This is a genomic window from Pacificibacter maritimus, assembly GCF_003814915.1.
In the GTDB taxonomy this organism is placed as follows: domain Bacteria; phylum Pseudomonadota; class Alphaproteobacteria; order Rhodobacterales; family Rhodobacteraceae; genus Celeribacter; species Celeribacter maritimus.
Genome location: NZ_RKQK01000003.1, coordinates 299,675 through 317,982, shown reverse-complemented (window position 1 = coordinate 317,982; position 18,308 = coordinate 299,675). Strand labels below are relative to the sequence as shown.

At 53.6% G+C, this 18,308-nt stretch carries 18 protein-coding genes; 9 read left to right on the top strand and 9 right to left on the bottom strand.

Annotation, left to right across the window (positions count from 1 at the left end; all coding sequences use genetic code 11):
* Window positions 1-22: 22 nt before the first annotated feature.
* From EDD53_RS10825 to EDD53_RS10790, 8 genes are read right to left on the bottom strand one after another with little or no spacing between them, the layout of a single operon-like run.
* Window positions 23-964: a hypothetical protein gene (locus EDD53_RS10825; RefSeq protein WP_123793264.1), complete on the bottom strand. Its 942-nt coding sequence runs from the start codon at window positions 962-964 to the stop codon at window positions 23-25.
* A gap of 22 nt (window positions 965-986) precedes the next feature.
* Window positions 987-1,763, bottom strand: a complete 777-nt coding sequence (locus EDD53_RS10820; protein ID WP_123793263.1) for an SDR family NAD(P)-dependent oxidoreductase — start codon at window positions 1,761-1,763, stop codon at window positions 987-989.
* A complete protein-coding gene (locus tag EDD53_RS10815; protein WP_123793262.1) occupies window positions 1,760-2,863 on the bottom strand; it encodes an NAD(P)/FAD-dependent oxidoreductase in 1,104 nt (367 codons plus the stop codon). The genes EDD53_RS10820 and EDD53_RS10815 overlap by 4 nt, the downstream gene beginning before the upstream one ends.
* A complete protein-coding gene (locus EDD53_RS10810; protein WP_123793261.1) occupies window positions 2,860-4,260 on the bottom strand; it encodes an NAD(P)/FAD-dependent oxidoreductase in 1,401 nt (466 codons plus the stop codon). The genes EDD53_RS10815 and EDD53_RS10810 overlap by 4 nt, the downstream gene beginning before the upstream one ends.
* On the bottom strand, window positions 4,260-4,544 hold the full coding sequence (locus EDD53_RS10805) for a (2Fe-2S)-binding protein (protein ID WP_123793260.1): 285 nt from the start codon (window positions 4,542-4,544) through the stop codon (window positions 4,260-4,262). The genes EDD53_RS10810 and EDD53_RS10805 overlap by 1 nt, the downstream gene beginning before the upstream one ends.
* On the bottom strand, window positions 4,541-5,440 hold the full coding sequence (locus EDD53_RS10800) for a dihydrodipicolinate synthase family protein (RefSeq protein ID WP_123793259.1): 900 nt from the start codon (window positions 5,438-5,440) through the stop codon (window positions 4,541-4,543). The genes EDD53_RS10805 and EDD53_RS10800 overlap by 4 nt, the downstream gene beginning before the upstream one ends.
* A 4-nt stretch (window positions 5,441-5,444) precedes the next feature.
* Window positions 5,445-6,320, bottom strand: a complete 876-nt coding sequence (locus EDD53_RS10795; RefSeq protein WP_123793258.1) for an SMP-30/gluconolactonase/LRE family protein — start codon at window positions 6,318-6,320, stop codon at window positions 5,445-5,447.
* The gene (locus EDD53_RS10790) at window positions 6,317-7,483 is read right to left on the bottom strand and encodes a CaiB/BaiF CoA transferase family protein (RefSeq protein ID WP_123793257.1); all 1,167 of its coding nucleotides are present in this window, start codon (window positions 7,481-7,483) and stop codon (window positions 6,317-6,319) included. The genes EDD53_RS10795 and EDD53_RS10790 overlap by 4 nt, the downstream gene beginning before the upstream one ends.
* Window positions 7,484-7,563: 80 nt before the next feature.
* Here EDD53_RS10790 and EDD53_RS10785 point away from each other — a divergent pair, with 80 nt between their 5' ends.
* The gene (locus EDD53_RS10785; RefSeq protein ID WP_123793256.1) at window positions 7,564-8,901 is read left to right on the top strand and encodes an aspartate aminotransferase family protein; all 1,338 of its coding nucleotides are present in this window, start codon (window positions 7,564-7,566) and stop codon (window positions 8,899-8,901) included.
* A gap of 1 nt (window position 8,902) precedes the next feature.
* On the top strand, window positions 8,903-9,781 hold the full coding sequence (locus EDD53_RS10780) for a beta-keto acid cleavage family enzyme (protein ID WP_123793255.1): 879 nt from the start codon (window positions 8,903-8,905) through the stop codon (window positions 9,779-9,781).
* Between the two features lie 2 nt (window positions 9,782-9,783).
* On the opposite strand, the gene EDD53_RS10775 is transcribed toward EDD53_RS10780, so the two are convergent.
* Window positions 9,784-10,572, bottom strand: coding sequence for an IclR family transcriptional regulator (locus EDD53_RS10775; RefSeq protein WP_123793254.1), 789 nt, complete (start codon window positions 10,570-10,572; stop codon window positions 9,784-9,786).
* Between the two features lie 74 nt (window positions 10,573-10,646).
* Between EDD53_RS10775 and EDD53_RS10770 the strand changes: the two genes are divergently transcribed.
* From EDD53_RS10770 to EDD53_RS10740, 7 genes are all read left to right on the top strand, one after another.
* Window positions 10,647-11,246 carry a dioxygenase family protein gene (locus tag EDD53_RS10770; RefSeq protein ID WP_123793253.1) on the top strand — a complete coding sequence of 200 codons (600 nt, stop codon included), beginning with the start codon at window positions 10,647-10,649 and terminating at the stop codon, window positions 11,244-11,246.
* 3 nt (window positions 11,247-11,249) lie between these two features.
* The gene (locus EDD53_RS10765) at window positions 11,250-11,918 is read left to right on the top strand and encodes a dioxygenase family protein (RefSeq protein WP_123793252.1); all 669 of its coding nucleotides are present in this window, start codon (window positions 11,250-11,252) and stop codon (window positions 11,916-11,918) included.
* 170 nt (window positions 11,919-12,088) lie between these two features.
* Window positions 12,089-12,673 carry an ANTAR domain-containing response regulator gene (locus EDD53_RS10760; protein WP_123793251.1) on the top strand — a complete coding sequence of 195 codons (585 nt, stop codon included), beginning with the start codon at window positions 12,089-12,091 and terminating at the stop codon, window positions 12,671-12,673.
* A complete protein-coding gene (locus EDD53_RS10755; RefSeq protein ID WP_123793250.1) occupies window positions 12,670-13,842 on the top strand; it encodes a CmpA/NrtA family ABC transporter substrate-binding protein in 1,173 nt (390 codons plus the stop codon). The genes EDD53_RS10760 and EDD53_RS10755 overlap by 4 nt, the downstream gene beginning before the upstream one ends.
* Window positions 13,843-14,113: 271 nt before the next feature.
* A complete protein-coding gene (locus EDD53_RS10750) occupies window positions 14,114-15,472 on the top strand; it encodes a CmpA/NrtA family ABC transporter substrate-binding protein (RefSeq protein ID WP_123793249.1) in 1,359 nt (452 codons plus the stop codon).
* Between the two features lie 71 nt (window positions 15,473-15,543).
* Window positions 15,544-16,626 (top strand): ABC transporter permease, encoded by a 1,083-nt coding sequence (locus EDD53_RS10745; RefSeq protein WP_123793248.1) that lies wholly within the window; start codon window positions 15,544-15,546, stop codon window positions 16,624-16,626.
* A gap of 5 nt (window positions 16,627-16,631) precedes the next feature.
* Window positions 16,632-18,308 carry an ABC transporter ATP-binding protein gene (locus tag EDD53_RS10740; RefSeq protein WP_123793247.1) on the top strand — a complete coding sequence of 559 codons (1,677 nt, stop codon included), beginning with the start codon at window positions 16,632-16,634 and terminating at the stop codon, window positions 18,306-18,308.

Below are 18,308 nucleotides of genomic sequence, written 5' to 3'. Positions count from 1 at the left end.
ATCCATCAAACGTGGTCATCTTTTAGTGGCGCGGTTTGTTCAGTCCCGCGATCACCTTGGTGCGGTTCATATATTTACCACGAATGCTCTCGGCGGCGACACGACTGTCATCTTTCGATGCAAGGCTGGCTGTGTCCCCGACAAAGCGCAAACACACACGGGCATGTGCGTCATATGTTTCGCTGATCGCATCATTGATCCGTGCCAATTCCTCTTCAAAATCATCAGGAACACGCTTTAGCACGCGCAGGCTGACGACCAATTCTTTGTGGTCGGCATAAAACAATCCTGAAAAATGCGGATCATGGGCTGTCATATCAGGACGGATCAGGTTTTCGTAGCTGTCCGCAGAAAAATCCGCAGCAAGATGAAAGGCAACAGTCGATGCCTGCATCAGGTCGGCAAAGTCGCTCAAAATCGCTTGCGTGACTGGGGCGTGTTCGCGGTCAAGAGCTTCTTCCAGAACGTGTAAAAGATAAAGCATTCCGTGAATGATCAAGAAAAACAGCTGATGTTGCTGCTTCCAACGAAACAAAGCATCGGCGGTGCGGATGGTTGGGGTGAACTCTGGCATATCCCCAGGAATCAAAGCCCAATCGGCAAGGCGGTGTAGACCGCGCGCCAAAGTCTCAAGCTGTTCTTCGGTCAGTTCGGCGCCCGATTCGATATCAGCAACACAGACAGGCAAAGCCTGTGCCATGGCTGCACGCAGCATATCCACCGGCGAACCCGCAGCACGTTCGACCCGAAAGTAGCTGTCAAAAAGTTTTTGCGCGCTGTCCAAAGTACTATCTGAAGGGGCAACATCTGCTGCCCCTGCCGCTTGTGCAACGCGTGCGGCGAGACCTTGCATCGCACTGCCGCTTGATTTCAAACGCGACATGCGAAAACGGTTTTTCGGCAATGACGTTTGGGCGGCAAACCAATCGTGAGGCAAGGGTAATGTCAAAGTTTCAATGTTCATTCTAAATCCTCCCTTCGTGGCGTTAGAAACGTCCACAATCTACTTTCATTTTGTCGCCAGTGATGGCTGAGCTCAGATCGCTCGCATAGTAAAGCGCTGCGCGGCCAACTTCTTCTGGCGCGACCCAGCGTTTTAGGGCTGCAACGTCAGTGTAGTTTTCACGTTCTATGTCTGCGGCTGGGCGGCCTTCTGCTTCGGCGCGTTTGGCCAAAATACGGTCCATGTTTGCACCAGACACAGCACCAGGCATCAGGGCGTTCACACGCACCCCCACAGGCCCAAGTTCGCGGGCCATGGTTTCAGTGATGCCAATCAAAGCAAATTTAGACGCAACATAAGCCGATCTCATCGGGTAGCCTTGGATGCCCATTAAGGATGACATATTGATAATCGATCCTGAACCCTGCGCGGTCATGATTTTGGCGGCCTCTTGCAAACAATACATCGCACCAACCAAGTTGATGTTCATGCAGGTTATCCATTCATTCATGTCAACCTCAGCAACAGGTGCGATAGGGCCGGGGCCGCCTGCGTTGTTCAAAAGTACGTCGACGCGTCCTGCGATGTCTTTGGCTTTGGTGAACATAGCGCGCACGTCATCTTGGTTGGACACATCACATGCAATCGCGTGACCGCCGATATCTTTGGCCACTTTTTCAAGAGGCTCTATACGACGGCCTGTGACGATCACTGTTGCACCAGCCTGCGCAAAAACATGCGCTGTTGCTTCGCCAATTCCGCTGCCACCCCCTGTGATCACTGCTACTTTTCCATCCAAACGGCTTGGGTCTTGGGTCATATCGTATCCTTTTCAAAATCGCGCCCTGGATCAAACAGGGGCATTTCGGGCTCGCGGCCCAATATGGAATCTCCCATCAACTGCCCAATGTAAGGCCCGATGGTATAGCCTCCGCGCACGCATCCCAGCACAAAGGCGTTGGGCACATTCGGCAATGCGCCTGCGAGCGGGTAAAAATCTGGGACATTCGCTTCAAAGCCTGTCCAACTCCGTGTCACGCGGGCCTTAGCCAAGGCGGGCACCGCATATTGTGCAAGGGCAAGATTGGGTTTTACAGTCGCCGTGTTGACAGTGCCGCGCCCGTCTTGCGGCGTGCCTAATCCTTGCCACCCGCCACCAACCAACACTGTGCCATTGGCTTTTTGTTTCATGGTCAAAAGGCCCGTGGCGTGCCCTATGACGCTGCTCATCAAAGGGGGCATGCGTTCGGTTACAGACACCGTGTTGACCCGTGCATTTACAGGTAGGTCCACATCCAACAGGGCTGCTAAGGGTTTTAGCCAAGCACCAGCGGCCAGTAAAATACGTGTCGCTGTGATCTTGCCTTGCGCTGTGTGCAAAGTGAAGGCCGCGCCTTGATCGATGGCTGTCACCTTGCAGCCCTCACGGTAGGGGATGCCTGCGTCTTGCAATCGACCACGGTAATATTGCCCCGTCAAAGATGAATTGGCATAGCCATCCTCGGGGCAAAAACTTGCCGCTTGGACTTTTTGGGTCAAGTTGGGTTCTGCTGCACGCAATCGGTTGTTCGACACAAATTCGATCGGCGCGCCTGCCTTGGCTTTCATTGTTTGGCGTTCGTGTAGCATTTCAGCTTCGCGCGCATTGAATGCCAGCGTGTATCCTCCGGTTTTAGCAAAGCCCACTGCATCGCCCATTTCTTCCCAAAGGTGATGACCTTTGAGAGCATAAGGCATCAACTTGACGCGCTTGATCTGTAAACTCAGCGTGCCTGCGTTGACGCCAGAGGCGCCTTGGCCCAGATCGCCTTGGTCCAAAACGATGGCAGACATGCCGCCTGAGGCAAGGCGCAATGCTGTGGAACAGCCCATAATGCCGCCCCCGATAATCGCGATGTCATAGTGCGTTTGATCAGTCATAGCGGTGCCGGTTTCGGGATGGGAAGGTCATCATAATGAAAGTCCCCTGCAGCTTGCCCTAATGGGACAGGACGCAAAGGAGGGCGCGGCGTCGACGGAGGAATGGCGCCGATAGGTTTACCAGTTTCTTTGGCTATCAAAGCTGCAATCACCGTTTGGCAGTATTTACCTCCACAAGGGCCCATGCCCGCACGACGCCCCGATTTCACCGCATTGGTGCTTTTTGCGCCTGTGGTGATTTCAGCGCGAATATCCGACCGTTTCAAACTTTCGCAGCGACACAGGATCGTGTCGTCGCTGGTCAGTGCTTCAAGTTTTGGTTTCACGATGCTCAGGCCCGTCATCGCTTTGCCAAACCCTGCGGCGCGTTGCCATGCTCGGATTGACGGCGCAGGGGCTGTTTTGCCCAAATCGCGCGCGACACGTGCGCCTGTGAGTGTCCCTTGAAGACCCGCCGCAAGGGCGCCGCGAATACCGCAACCATCGCCGCAAAGATAAAGGTTTTTAACGGGTGTCACGCCGTCAGGGGAGACATCAGGCACCCAGCCGCCCAAAGCAGGGTCATGATGGATGGGCACGCCCAACATCTGAGCTGCCTCTATTTGCGGAATCAAACCGTGCCCAAGGCATAGGCTGTCGGCCTCGAATATGGGGCCTTGTTTGTCGCTTTCTAAAGCTTGGGTTTGCACAGATGTTACGTGGTCATCGCCACAGACCTTTGACACGGCATGCCCCCAAAGAATGGGCACACCCGCCAGCATCAGGTCTGCCATCCAAACCCCGCCCCGCGCCAAAAGTTTGGGGTGCTGCAACATGGATGGCAAGGCGCGTGCCCAATCGGCGCGTGTGTTTGGCGTCACGATCGCCGCAACAGTGCCGCCCAATCGGCGAATTTCGCTGGCAACGAAAAACACAAGCGGCCCTGTGCCACTCACGACAGTTTTATCACCAGGCAATGAGAGCGATTGTTTGAACAAAGCCGTGGCACCTGCAAGGCCGATGACGCCAGGCGTGGTCCATCCTGTCACAGGCTGAACATATTCGCGCGCGCCCGTGGCAAGGATCACAGATGTCGCGGTGATCTGCAACGATTGCGCGTCGCACAGGATTTGCAATGACCACTTATCGCCATCGCGGCGGATGTCCCAAACGCGGGTGCCCGACATATGGTTGATTTGGCTTTGGTCTATTGCATGGCGCAGATCATTGCCTGCTTTGGTCTCGGGCGTCATCGGAGCGGAAAGAATGCTTGGAGATTTCCCGCGCCAAACCTGACCGCCCGCAGCAGGTTGTTCATCTAATAAAACGACACGCAAACCGGATTGCGCCGCCGTTAAAGCGGCATTGCCGCCAGCTGGCCCCGCGCCGACGATTGCGATATCAAAATGATCTGACATCAGATGCGCTCCACGATCAGATTTTCCGCGACTTCGGTGCGGCAGGCTTCAACCGTTTGGCCTTGAATACGCACAGCACATTCTTGGCACAGGCCCATGCAGCAAAAGGCCCCGCGCGGCGCTTTATCCATAGGGGCGTGGCGCAGGTTTAGATACCCTGCACGCAGCAAGGCAGACACAAGCATTTCGCCTGCGTGCCCTTGCACAGGCTTGCCTTCAAACGAGAAGGTCACCAGACCAGATCTTTCAATCTGGTCTGACTGGTTTGGGACAAGTCGGATCATTTATATGAGATGCCCAATTGATCGAATGTGCGTTTGATTTTGTCGATATCCGCAGATGTTGCCGCATGCACAGGATCGCGTGGCACACCAGCTGGTTGACCGATCAGATTGAGTGCCGCTTTGAAAGAGGCAGGCCAAGTGGCTGTACCCATCAAGAGTTCATAAAGAACCGTTAGTTGGTTGTGCGCTTTGCGATATGTCGCATCGGGGGCGCCAGTGCCGACGCTTGCCATTTCAGATGGCAAAAGATCGGTGAACTCTGGACCCGTGGCGATAAAGCCTTTCGCACCCAGACCAAAGGCAGGCATGATGTAGTGGCAAGGGCCAGTCATGACCGACAATTTATCGCCCAAACGCGCCAACAGGTGCGTGTGATAGAAAAAGTCGCGCTGGCTTTCTTTGATGCCGATCACATTGTGGTTGTTCAGCAATGTCTCAGTTTGATCGATGGTCAGTGAAAAGCCCATACGGCGGGGTGAATTGTACAGCACCAACGGCAAATCTGTTGCGGCTGATACTTTATCGAAGCGGCCCATGAGTTCTGCTTCGGATGCTTTCAAAACATAGGTCTGCGGCATGGACAACAAAACATCCGCGCCATTGTCTTCGGCAGCTTTCACATAGGCCAATGAGGCATCGATGGTTGGGGCTGAAATCCCCATCATCACAGGCACGCGGCCTTTGGATGTGTCTTTCGCCAAGCGCACCAAACGGCCCCGTTCTTCGGCATTTAAAGCCCAGCTTTCCCCGTTGTCGCCCGCGATACAGATACAAGTCGCGCCGCGTGAAATGAGGAATTCGAACAGATCGACAAAAGCGTCCTCCATAATGTCACCCTTTTCATTAAAGGGCGTTGCGATGGCGGGGACATAGCCGTGAAGGTCTTCTTTTTTCATGTGATTAAGTCCTAGAATTCGGGATGTTACAGGTGAAAACGCCAGCAAATTGGGCGTCAACGATGATGAGACGATAAGGATCTAGCGGATCGAATGTGACTGAGGTTGTCCATGCGCCGCGCGGCAGTCGAATGTCGGCAATCAGATCGCCCATTGGGTCATAGACATAGGCACGCCCCGCTTGGGCTTGAGCTACGGCGAGCCAGCCAAGGCTGTTACAGGCCAGCCCATCGGGGCCAAGCCCGCCTGACAGTTGTAAATATGTCCCCACCATGGGCGATCCTATTTCGGGCAGGCGTGTTGAAAATTTCCAAACCTGATTGGCGCGGGTGGCGGCCACATAGACCCAAGCATTGTCAGGCGATACTGCGATACCATTGGAATAGGGCACGCAATCAAGCACCAAACGCAACTTGTCATCTTGCCAACGATAAACGCGCCCAGTTGGATCACTGAGGCTTGATCGCCCGCTATCCGTAAACCAAAGTGCATCATCAGCGCCGTATGTCATGTCAGACAGACCCAAAAATTCAGGTTCGCCTGTGCTTATCACATCAAAATCGGCTTTGCCTGTGAGTTCAATCAGGCCGTGTTTGTAATCCACCGCAATATGACGCCCATCAGGCGCGATGCGCATAGCATGAGGTTCGCCATCAATTTGGTGCACTGTGGTCCACTGGCCTGATGGTGTGATTTTAAACACCCGCCCATAGGGCACATCACTGAGCCACAGATTGTTATCCGCGTCAAAAAAAGCAGCCTCCAAAAAGGAATGCATTTGCAGGCCTGGGCGTGTCATTTTGGCCCAAGGCGATGGCTCCCCTGTATGGTGCAACGCATCGGGCAGTTCGGTCCAAAGTGTGGCGGTTAATTGAATCATGTCACGATGCCTGCTTCATACAGTTTTTCTATTTTCTCTTGATCCCAGCCCATTTCGATCAAAACTTCCTGTGAATCTTGGCCAAGGGCTGGTGGTGCTTTATGCAATGTTGCACTTTCGCCGCCCAAATGAAACGCGGTCAGGGGCAGGGCTGGGCCCGCGCCATCGTGACCGTTTTGAAAATAGCCCCGTGCTGCCAGTTGGGGCAGATTTACGGCTTCACTTAAGGTCTTAAATTTTTCTGCAGGTAAATCCGCTGCACGCAGACGCGAAACCCACATGTCAGCATCGGCAGTCATGAAAATATTGCCGATTGCGGCTTTGGTGTTTTCATCTATGGCCCAGACGTCTGGCCAATCAGCGATTGTTTCCAAAGCTGGCAGCGGGTGGCCAAGGCTTTTGAATAGGGCTGCGAGTTTGCGATATTGCACAGGACGAAATGCGCCTAACATCAAGCGGCCGTCTTTGGTGTCGTAACTTGCAATGCCTGCCTCTTTGCCGCGCGATACAGGTGCCGCGTGCTGTGCTGCCGCGGCTTCGGGCGCCATCATTTGCATGGCCACCTCCAGCATTGACACAGATATATGTGTGCCTTTGCCTGTTTGTGTGCGTTGCGTCAGGGCGGCTGTCACAGCAAAAGCTGCCGCATAGCCCGTGGCATAATCTACAAAAGACACGCCAGGTTTGATGCCGCCACATTGGGCTATGGTGCCGCTGGTGGCTTGAATAACATTGTCATAAGCGCCGTGTTCGGCTTGTGGGCCTGTATCCCCGTAGCCTGTAATGGAGCAATGGATCAGCCTTGGATTGATCTTGTGTAAGGTCTCATAGCCAAGGCCCAACTTTTCTAAAGCGCCAGTGGTATAATTTTCAATGACGATATCTGCGTTTTTGGCCAAGGCGCGAAACACGTCGATGCCTTCGGGCTGGCGTAAATCCAATGCAAGGCTGCGTTTGTTGCCGCCTTGCACTTGGTAGTTCAGCCCAAGCCCAGCAGCATTTAGCGAATCGTCAGGTCCACGCCCTCTTGCGCAATCTGGATTGTTCGGATCTTCGACCTTGATCACATCTGCGCCCAGAAGTCCCAATTGGTAGCTGCAAAAGGGGCCTGCTAACACATGTGTTAAGTCCAAAACCTTTATGGTGCTCAATGCGCTTGTCATCAGAGATATGCCTTGCGATGTGATCCTTTGTTTAATATACAAAACGTGAGTTTATATACAAGACAAAAGAGGGGATCGACATGACCCATAGCAGCGTTTTTCACCGAGACCTCGCGTCTGACTTGCCTGTGGTTGTGTCAGGTGATGGAAATTATCTTATAGATGATCAGGGGCGGCGCTACTTAGATGCCTGTGGTGGGGCGGCTGTTTCCTGCCTTGGGCATGATAATGTAAAGGTGCGCGAAGCAATCAAAAGCCAAGTTGATCAGCTGGCTTTCGCCCACACTGGGTCGTTTACAAATAAACCCGCCGAAGATTTGGCATCATTTTTGGTTGACCGCGCCCCCAAAGGGACGGGCGCTGGGCGCGTGATGTACCTTGGGTCAGGCTCTGAAGCGATGGAAGCCGCGCTTAAATTGGCGCGCCAGTACTGCGTTGAAAAAGGTGAGCCTGAGCGCCACAAAATTATCGCACGCAAGCCCAGCTATCACGGAAACACTCTGGGCGCTTTGGCGACAGGCGGTCATGCAGGGCGACGTGCGCCTTTTGCGCCGCTTTTGATCGAGGTCAATCACATTGACGCGCCGTACCCTTATCGTATGCAGCATGATGGTGAGAATGAAACAGATTTTGGATACCGCATGGCAGATCTTTTGGATGCAGAAATCGCGCGGTTAGGCGGGGAAACTGTGATGGCCTTTGTCGCAGAGCCTGTTGTTGGCGCATCTTTGGGCACCCAGCCTGCTCCCAAAGGGTATTGGGCGCGGGTTCGCGAAATCTGCGACAAGCATGGCGTGCTTTTGATCGCCGACGAGGTGATGAGCGGTATGGGGCGCACGGGCACAACCTATGCCCTAGAACAAGAAGGCATCGCTGCCGATATCACCACAATGGCCAAGGGTTTGGGCGCTGGGTTCCAGCCCATTGCGGCGGTTCTTGCGGCTGAAAAGGTTGTGAATGTGATCAAGGATGGCAGTGGCAAACTTTGGAATGGCCACACTTACATGTCACATGCGATTGCCACGGCGGGCGCTTTGGCGGTGCAGCACGTAATTGAAGAAGATAACCTTTTGGACAATGTGATCAAACGCGGCGCACAGCTTGAATCTGGTCTGCGTGAGGCTTTCAAAGATCATCCGCATGTGGGCGATATCCGTGGGCGCGGACTGTTTTGGACCATCGAAATGGTGGAAAATCGCGACACGAAAGCCCCCTTTGATCCCGCTCAAGGCGTGGCAATGCAGATCGGTGCAGCCGCCAAAGCGCGTGGTGTCATGACATATCCTTCGCAAGGCTGCATCGATGGCAAAAACGGTGATCACGTGCTTTTGGCCCCCTCATACACATCTACGGAAGCTGAAATTGATCTGATCGTCGAGACTCTTAAAGCCGCAGTTTCTGATTGGAAGGACGCATAAAATGGCACGCAAAACTATCTTGACCGCCGCTATTACTGGCAACCTAATGACGCCAGAAATCAGCCCCAATTTGCCTGTCACACCTGAACAGATTGCGCGTCAGGCTTTGGATGCCGCCAATGCGGGCGCTGCAATCGTTCACCTGCATGTGCGTGACCCAGAAACGACAAAAGGGTCGATGCGTCTTGATTTGTATTCTGAACTGTTTGAACGCATTCGCGCTGAAAACAAAGATGTTTTGCTGAACCTGACAACGGGCGAAGGCGGGCGGTTTATCCCGTCTGACATTGATCCTAAGGTGGCCGCAGAAGGGTCAACTCTTTGTGTGCCCGAAAAACGTGTCGCCCATGTGGAAGCGCTCAAACCTGAGATTTGTACATTGGATTTCAATACCATGTGGTCGGGCCAAGCTTCTGTGATCAACACACCGCGAAATTTGGAAATCATGGCTGGGCGCATTTATAACGCGGGCGTCACCCCTGAAATCGAAATATTCGACAGTGGTGATTTGCATATGGTGAAAGACTTTGTGGCACGCGGCGTGTTGAAAACGCCTTTGATGGTGCAGATGGTCTTGGGGGTGCGCTTTGGCGCTGTCGCCAATCCTGCCACCATGGCCTATCTCGTCAGCCAATTGCCTGAAGGCACCCAATGGGCTGCTTTTGGAATCGGGCGCAATGCTTTCCCAATGCTAGCGCAAGCTTGGTTATTGGGCGGTCACATTCGCATCGGTATGGAAGATACAGCCCATATCGCCAAGGGCCAGTACTGTGAAAGCAATGCGCAATTGGTCACGAAAGCGGCTGGCATCATAGGCGACTTGGGCGGCGATTTGGCCAGCACCGACGAGGCCCGTGACATCCTTGGAATTTCGGGGTGATCTTAACTGCCCTGATACCCCAAAGCGCGCGCAATATCTTGCGCCGCTTTTTGGGCTTGGGGCAAAAAGAAGCTGTGGATTTTGTCGAAGTCAAACCCGCTGTCGGGGCCAGACAGGTTCACACAGGCGGCAATATTGCCTGTGTTATCGCGCACAGGTACGGCTACACTCGATCCGCCTGGTTCGCGAAATCCACGCGATACGATATATCCGTCGGCACGCACAGCATTGACGCGCGCGATCAATGCCTCGGCATCCAGCGGTGTGTGTTCAGTGAACCTGTTCCATGTTTGACGCGCGGCGAAGTCTTGCAGTTGCGCCGCGTTCAACGCCCCCAGCAAGCACCAGCCAATGGCAGAGGCATAGGCTTGCGTGCGGGTGCCCGTGCGCATGTTCGACACATATCCAGTCCGCGCTTGATGGCTGACCAGATACAAAACGTCATCCCCTTCCAAAACGCTCAGGTGGGTCGAAACGCCAGTTTCATCGCGCAGTCGTTCCAATATGGGGCGCGCGATGGCGGTGATCGGCTGTTGGTTGAGATAGGCAAATCCAAGGTTCAAAACCCGCGACCCAAGGGTGAAAGTGTTGGTCTGTTCTGCCTCGCGAATGAATTCCATCTGGCGCAATGTATAGACCAAGCGAAAGGCCGACGAGCGGCTAAGTTCCATCGCGCGGGCGATATCGCTGAGCGACATAGGCGCATCAGCCGCGCCAAGTATTTCGAGAACACGAAGCCCCCGATGCAAGCCGGGAACAAAGTACACATCATGGTTGGACGCCTTGGGCATAAGCAATCCCTTTCACAGTTGCGGTCTATAGCGTTTAATCTACAAAACACACCAAAGACAATGGGGGACACTCGATGAGTGATGCAGCATCCAATCTTTTAGCGCCCACAAACGAAGACACCTGTGGGCCATATTTTCCGATCTATTTTGCGGATCCCGCCTTGGAGGACCTGACGCGGGTTGATCCTGGTTTGGTCGGGCAAGCCGCAGGTACGCCTATTATTTTGCGCGGCCGTGTATTGGATCGCCACGGGGAACTGGCCAATGGAGCGATTTTGGAATTTTGGCAGGCCAATGCCAAGGGCCTCTACCGAACGCCTGAAACCGAAGGCCACCCTGATATTGACCCTTGGTTCCACGGCTACGGTCGGCTGCGCAGCGCCTCTGGCGCATATGAATTTAAAACCATACTGCCTGGTGCAACAGATGGCCGCGCGCCTCATATCACCATCACCATCTTTTCTGATGGGATCAGTCGCATTGTGACGCAGATGTTTTTCAGCGACCACGCTGGTAACGATGCCGACCCTGTCTTGCAATCTGTCGGCGATGACGCGCCTAAACTTATTGCCCGTCACGATGGGCGTACAGCCAGTGGCGCCGAAGTCTATGTGTTCGACATCATTATGGCTGGCGCAGGCGAAACCCCTTTCTTTGATGATTTGGAGAGCTGAGATATGACCCCTCAAGGCCGCATTTTGGGCATTGGCCCAACCGATAATACATCAGACCAGCGCACACCGCGCCAACGCTTGCGATTGATCCCCGAACAAGCGCGCAGCAGCTTTGTACCCGTTGTGCCCGCGCGGTTTATCACGCGGTCTCATGAATGGGATATGACCCGCACAGCCCCTGATCGCCCACGTGCAGCGGGTGTCCCGATTGAAGTGACGGGCACTGTGCGTACGCAAAGTGGTCGCCCCTTGGCCAATGCTTTGCTGGAAATCTGGAGCGCCAATCACTACGGTCGTTACCGCCATGTCGAAGATCATTCAGGGTTGAAATTGGATGAAAACCACCTTGGCCTAGGTCGCGTTCTAACCGATGAAGACGGGCGCTATAAGTTCTGGGCCATCAGCCCTGGTGCTTATCTTGCCCGCCCTGATATCGGTCGTTGGCGTCCGAAACATATTCACATGTCCATCAGCGGTGGGTCTTCGCGCTTGATCACCCAGATGTATTTTCCCGATGAGCCAAACAATGCCGCAGACCCAATGGCGATTTTGATGGGCGGTGCTTTTGAACGCAACATCGGCAAGCCGCGTGATGTGGCAGGCGCGGATGTCGATGAGGCATTTGATTTTGACATCGTGATGGGTGGCCGCAATGCTACGTTTTTCGAATAGATAATTCCAAGCAAAACACATGTGGGGCAGGGGAAGCCCTGCCCACAAATCAAACTCTATAGCATAAAGTCACATATCGGAGTGCTCAAAAAATGGGCGCCTTGCGATTTGTGCTGTTAAAATAGCCACTAGAGCTTTGCATCTGTGCAGCGGCTGACCCACATAGAGATATGTTAAAACATCTTTCCATCATTGTTGTCGAACAAGATACGCAACGTGCCCACAGCATTGTTGACGCCCTGCGCGACATCGGCCTTGAGAACATCAAAGTCATACAAGACCCGACAGGTTTAGCGCGTCAGGTGAAAGCCTATAATCCAGATGTGGTGTTGATTGATGTCAGCAATCCCTCGCGTGACAGTTTGGAAGAATTGACCATTGCCTCTGACCCGATGAGCCGCCCAGTAGCGATGTTTGTTGATACTGATACGGATGGTTTGGCCAAGGCAGCCATCGAAGCAGGGGTGTCTGCCTATGTGGTCGATGGCCTTAGTGCTGGGCGCTTGCGGCCTGTGCTTGATGCCGCCATCGCGCGGTTCAATATGTTCGGGCGCCTGCGCAATGAATTGGAACAATCCAAACGTGCTTTAGAAGACCGTAAAGTTATAGATCGCGCCAAAGGTCTTTTGATGAAGGCGCGCGGCGTGGATGAAGATGCAGCCTATGGTTTGCTGCGTCGCGCCGCGATGGATCAAGGACGCAAGGTTGCCGATGTCGCGCATTCTTTGGTGACAGCGGCGGATCTTTTGTCATGACGCAGCTGTCGGTTGGATATGTCCCGCTTTTAGATGCGGCCCCGTTGATTATCGCGCAAGAGCTCGGTTTCGCCGCCGAAGAAGGGCTGGATCTGGATCTGCGTGCTGCACCGTCTTGGTCATCTGTGCGCGATATGTTGAATTTTGGCGCTGTGGATGCCGCCCATATGTTATCGCCCGTTCCGATTGCCGCGTCTTTGGGGCTCGGGGGGCATGCGGTGCCTATGTCCGCCGTGAGTGTTTTATCTGCCAATGGGACTGTGATCGGCGTAACCAACGCTTTGGCAGAAAAGATGCGCGGCGCGGGCTATACATTTGACTTTAACGATGCCGCCGTTGCTGGGCGCGCTTTGATTGCCGCCAGTGCTACGCCTTTGCGCATTGGTGTGCCTTTTCCGTTTTCAATGCATTCCGAATTATTGATTTATTGGCTCAATGCGCTGGGGCTGCCTGCGCCGCAAAATGTCGATATCAAAACCGTTCCTCCATCGTTGATGGGCAAAGCCATGCGTATGGGTGAAATTGACGCGTTTTGTGTCGGCGAACCTTGGGGATCTTTAGCGGTCGAACAGGGGCTGGGAACCCTGCTTTTGGCGGGGGCGTCCATTTGGTCGTTTTCCCCTGAAAAGGTCTTGGCCATGCGCAGCGACTGGGCTGAGGTAAATCCTGCCCTTCGCAATCAGTTGATCCGAGCCGTTGTGCGCGCGGGGCGGTGGCTATCTGAGCCTGCGTCTTTGACAGTGGCCTCTGAAATCTTGGCGCGGCCCAGCTATTTAAATGTGCCTGCTGATATTTTGGATCGTGGCCTGACGGGGCAGTTTGTCATTTCACCCCAAGGTGAACGGCGCAGCCAGTCGTCGTTTGTGATCTTTCATGGCGGGGCAACGCAATATCCTTGGACATCGCAAGCCGAATGGATCGCCTTGCAATTGGCGCGCCGCACTGGGTTGGATCGTGAGCAATCCCAAAGCGCTGCGTCTTCGGTGTTTCGCGGCGATCTCTTTCGCGACGCTTTGGCTGGCTCAGGCATGGATGTGCCACTCGAGGCGCGCAAGGTGGAGGGCGGATTTGCCGCGCCTCAGGATGTTGATTCTGGCTTTGGTCGCTTGTCTCTTTTGCCCAATCAGTTTTTTGATCGGCGCATTTTTAACCCAAATACGTCAGAGTGACTAATAAACGGGCGCCAATTTTGCATTTGCGCTGGGATGCAGAATTCCTACCCCGTTTGACAAAAATTCAGGTTGCCTGCTCGCGTGGAGTTCACCTTTACTAGGACCCAGACGGACAACGGTGTCTGTCGCAGAATTCCCCATTGATTGGGATCTATGAGCAAAGCCGCTCGAACTTGTGCATACCAGCGCAGGATCGATGCGGCTTTTTTTGTTTTTCTGGCGTTCCCATCACCTCAGCTTGTCAGACCTCATTATGAAGGACACACCAATGCGAAAAATTTTAATGTCTCTTGCGGCAACCACAGCCTTTTGCGCGCCTACTTTTGCGCAGGAGTTGGAAATTGACGAGTTGACCTTCGGGTTTATCAAGCTCACCGATATGGCGCCTTTGGCTGTGGCTTACGAGCAGGGATATTTCTTTGACGAAGGTTTGTTCGTCACCCTAGAGGCCCAAGCCAACTGGAAAGTTTTGCTAGACGGTGTGATCGACGGTACGCTGGAAGGCGCACATATGTTGGCGGGTCAGCCGATCGCGGCAACCATCGGGTATGGCACCCAAGCCAATATCGTCACCCCGTTTTCGATGGATTTGAACGGCAACGGCATCACGGTTTCGAACGAGGTTTGGGACTTGATGCGCCCACATATTTCCAGCCAGCCTGATGGTTTGCCAGAACACCCGATCAGCGCTGAAGCGTTGAAACCTGTCATCGAAGAGTTTGCCGAACGCGGCGAAGCGTTCAAGATGGGCATGGTGTTTCCAGTCTCCACGCATAATTACGAATTGCGCTATTGGTTGGCCTCAGGTGGTATCCATCCAGGGTACTACAGCCCAGACAACACCACGGGTCAAATTGCGGCCGAAGCTTTTCTATCCGTGACACCCCCACCACAAATGCCATCCACGTTAGAAGCGGGTACCATCCACGGTTACTGTGTGGGTGAACCGTGGAACCAGCAAGCAGTGGCGATGGGCATTGGCGTGCCTGTGGTGACCGACTATGAAATCTGGAAGAACAATCCAGAAAAAGTATTCGGCCTGACCGAAGCGTTTGTCGAAGAAAACCCCAACACGACAAAAGCAATCGTGCGTGCCTTGATCCGCGCGGCCATGTGGTTGGATGAAAACGAAAATGGCAACCGTATGGAAGCTGTAGAAATGCTCAGCCGCCCTGAATATGTTGGCGCTGATCCTGACGTGATCGCGGCCTCTATGACGGGCACGTTTGAATACGAAAAAGGTGATGTGCGCGAGGTGCCTGATTTCAACGTGTTCTTCCGCTACAACGCAACATACCCCTATTATTCAGATGCGGTTTGGTACCTGACACAAATGCGCCGCTGGGGGCAAATTGCCGAAACCCAAACAGACGAATGGTATGATGACATCGCCAAAAGCGTGTACCGCCCAGATGTCTATCTGGCTGCCGCACGCAGTCTTGTTGACGAGGGTCTTGCCAATGAAGCTGATTTCCCATGGGACACTGACGGCTACCGTCCAGCGACGCCTGAGGGTGATATCATCGATGGCGTTATCTATGACGGCCGCACCCCAAACGCCTATATCGATAGCCTCACGATTGGTTTGAAATCGGGTCAAACGGTCGTCGGCGATACTGTCGAATAATCTCAATAATGACTGTGCGGGGGTGCTCGCACAGTTGCCTGTAAGTTTTGCCCAATCGGAGCCCAAGTGCCATGACCACCGTTGATCCCAACTTTGAAATCGAAGCCAAAAAAGAAGCCCGCAAAGCCCGTCTTTTTTCGCGTATCAATACCGCTGATAAATGGTTTGGCGTGATTGGTTTGACTTGGGTCACACCGCTGCTGCGCGCGGCGGCTGGCGACAACCCCAAGGGGCAGGTGAAAGAAATTTGGCGTCTACTTTGTGTACCGCTTTTGGCCATCTGCGCCTTTCTTTTGCTGTGGGGCACGCTTGCGCCCAAGGTTCAAACCTCACTCGGTGCAATTCCTGGCCCTGCTGCTGTGTGGGCCGAAGCGGTCAACTTGCATCAAGATGCTGTGCGCAAAGCTGAACGCGAAGCCGTGTTTATGGAACGCGTCGCCGAGCGGAATGACAAGCTCATCGCAGCGGGACGCGCAGATGAGGTCAAAGACATCGGCTATACGGGCGCTCCGAGTTACTATGACCAAATCTGGACATCTATTGGCACTGTTTTCTTTGGTTTCTTGATCGCCTCTGCCGTCGCCATCCCCTTGGGGATTTTGGCGGGGCTATCGCCTATCGCAAACGCAGCCATCAATCCTTTGATCCAAATCTTTAAACCTGTGTCGCCATTGGCTTGGTTGCCCATCGTGACTATGATTGTGTCTGCGGTTTACGCGACAAATGACGGGCTGTTTGCGAAGTCATTTTTGGTGTCAGCCATTACTGTGACGCTGTGTTCGCTTTGGCCAACATTGATCAACACGGCCTTGGGTGTGGCCAGCATCGATAAGGATCTGGTTAGCGTCAGCCGAGTGCTGAAAATGAACACTTACACCAAGATCACCAAACTCGTCTTGCCCTCAGCCTTGCCCCTGATTTTTACCGGCCTGCGCTTGAGCCTTGGGGTGGGCTGGATGGTTTTGATTGCTGCAGAAATGTTGGCGCAAAATCCTGGTCTGGGGAAATTCGTTTGGGATGAATTTCAAAACGGATCGTCACAATCTTTGGCCAAAATCATCGTCGCAGTACTGACCATTGGGATCATCGGCTTTTTGTTGGATCGCGTGATGTTCGCTTTGCAATCCCTCTTCACATTCTCGAACAACAGGTAATCGCCATGAGTATTCTGACATTCGACAAACTGTGCAAAGGCTACGGCCAAGGGACTGATCGGGTTGAGATTTTGAAGAATATCTCACTTGATGTGGCTAAGGGGGAATTTGTTGCAATCCTTGGGTTTTCAGGCACGGGCAAAACCACATTGATCAATATGATCGCGGGATTGGATAAGCCTGACACAGGAACCGTGACCTTTAAAGGCGCGCCAATTTCTGGACCTGGCCCTGAACGCGGCTTGGTATTTCAAAGCTATTCTTTGATGCCGTGGCTCACTGTAAAGGGCAATATCATGCTGGCTGTGGATACAGCCTTTCCAAAGTTGGACAAAGCGCAGCGCTCTGAAAAAGCAGACCACTACATCGCTATGGTAGGTCTATCGCATGCAGCAGGCCGCCGCCCTGCGGAGTTATCGGGTGGTATGCGGCAACGTGTTTCTGTGGCGCGGGCTTTGGCGCTTGATCCAGAAATGCTGTTGCTGGATGAACCTTTGTCGGCACTTGATGCCTTAACACGAGCCAATTTGGCCGACGAAATTCTTGAGATTTGGGAACAAGATAAAAAGACTTGCCTGTTGATCACCAATGATGTGGACGAAGCTATTTTAATGGCGGATCGCGTGATTGTGCTGAACCCCGATGGCACTTTGGCTGCCCCGTTTGAAATCGACATTCCACGCCCGCGTGACCGCATGGCGATGAACACTGACGAAGCGTTCAAGGCGCTGCGCAATACCATCACGCAATATTTGATGGATATCGGTATCGAAGCCAAAGTCGAAGAAGCACGGGTCTTGCCGGATGTGACGCCGATCCATGGGGTGCCTTCTGCGGTCAAGTCTGCACAAGAAGGCATGATCGAAGATCGGTTCTTGAATTTTTCGCAGCTGCACAAAGTCTACCCAACCCCGAAAGGTCCGCTGACTGTCGTCGAAGATTTTGATCTAAAGGTGAACAAGGGCGAATTCATTTCGCTGATCGGCCATTCTGGGTGTGGAAAATCCACTGTTTTGACGATGGCCGCAGGGCTGAACCCGATTTCAAAAGGCGCGATCCGTTTGGATGGTTGGAACGTTGAGGGCGCGGACCCTGAACGCGCCGTGGTGTTTCAATCGCCGAACCTATTCCCGTGGCTGACAGCCAAAGAAAACGTGTCGATTGGGGTCGATAAGGTCTACCCCAAAGCATCCCGTGCTGAACGTCAAGATGTGGTTGAATACTATCTTGAAAGGGTCGGTCTTGCAGACAGTATGGATAAACAAGCGGCCAGCCTGTCGAATGGGATGAAGCAGCGTGTGGGCATCGCCCGTGCTTTTGCTCTGTCACCCAAACTGTTGCTGCTGGATGAACCCTTTGGGATGCTTGACAGCTTGACGCGTTGGGAGTTGCAAGAGGTGCTGATGGAGGTGTGGTCACGTACCAAAGTGACCGCCATCTGTGTAACACATGATGTGGATGAAGCTATCCTTTTGGCCGACCGCGTGGTGATGATGACCAACGGGCCGCAGGCGACGATTGGCAAAATCACTGATGTGAAACTGCCGCGCCCGCGCACGCGCAAAGCGCTGTTGCAACATCCAGATTATTACAATTACCGCCAAGAAGTTCTCGATTTCCTTGAGGAATACGAGCATGGCGCAAAACCAACACCAAAGCCCGTCGCGGCTGCAGCGGAGTAA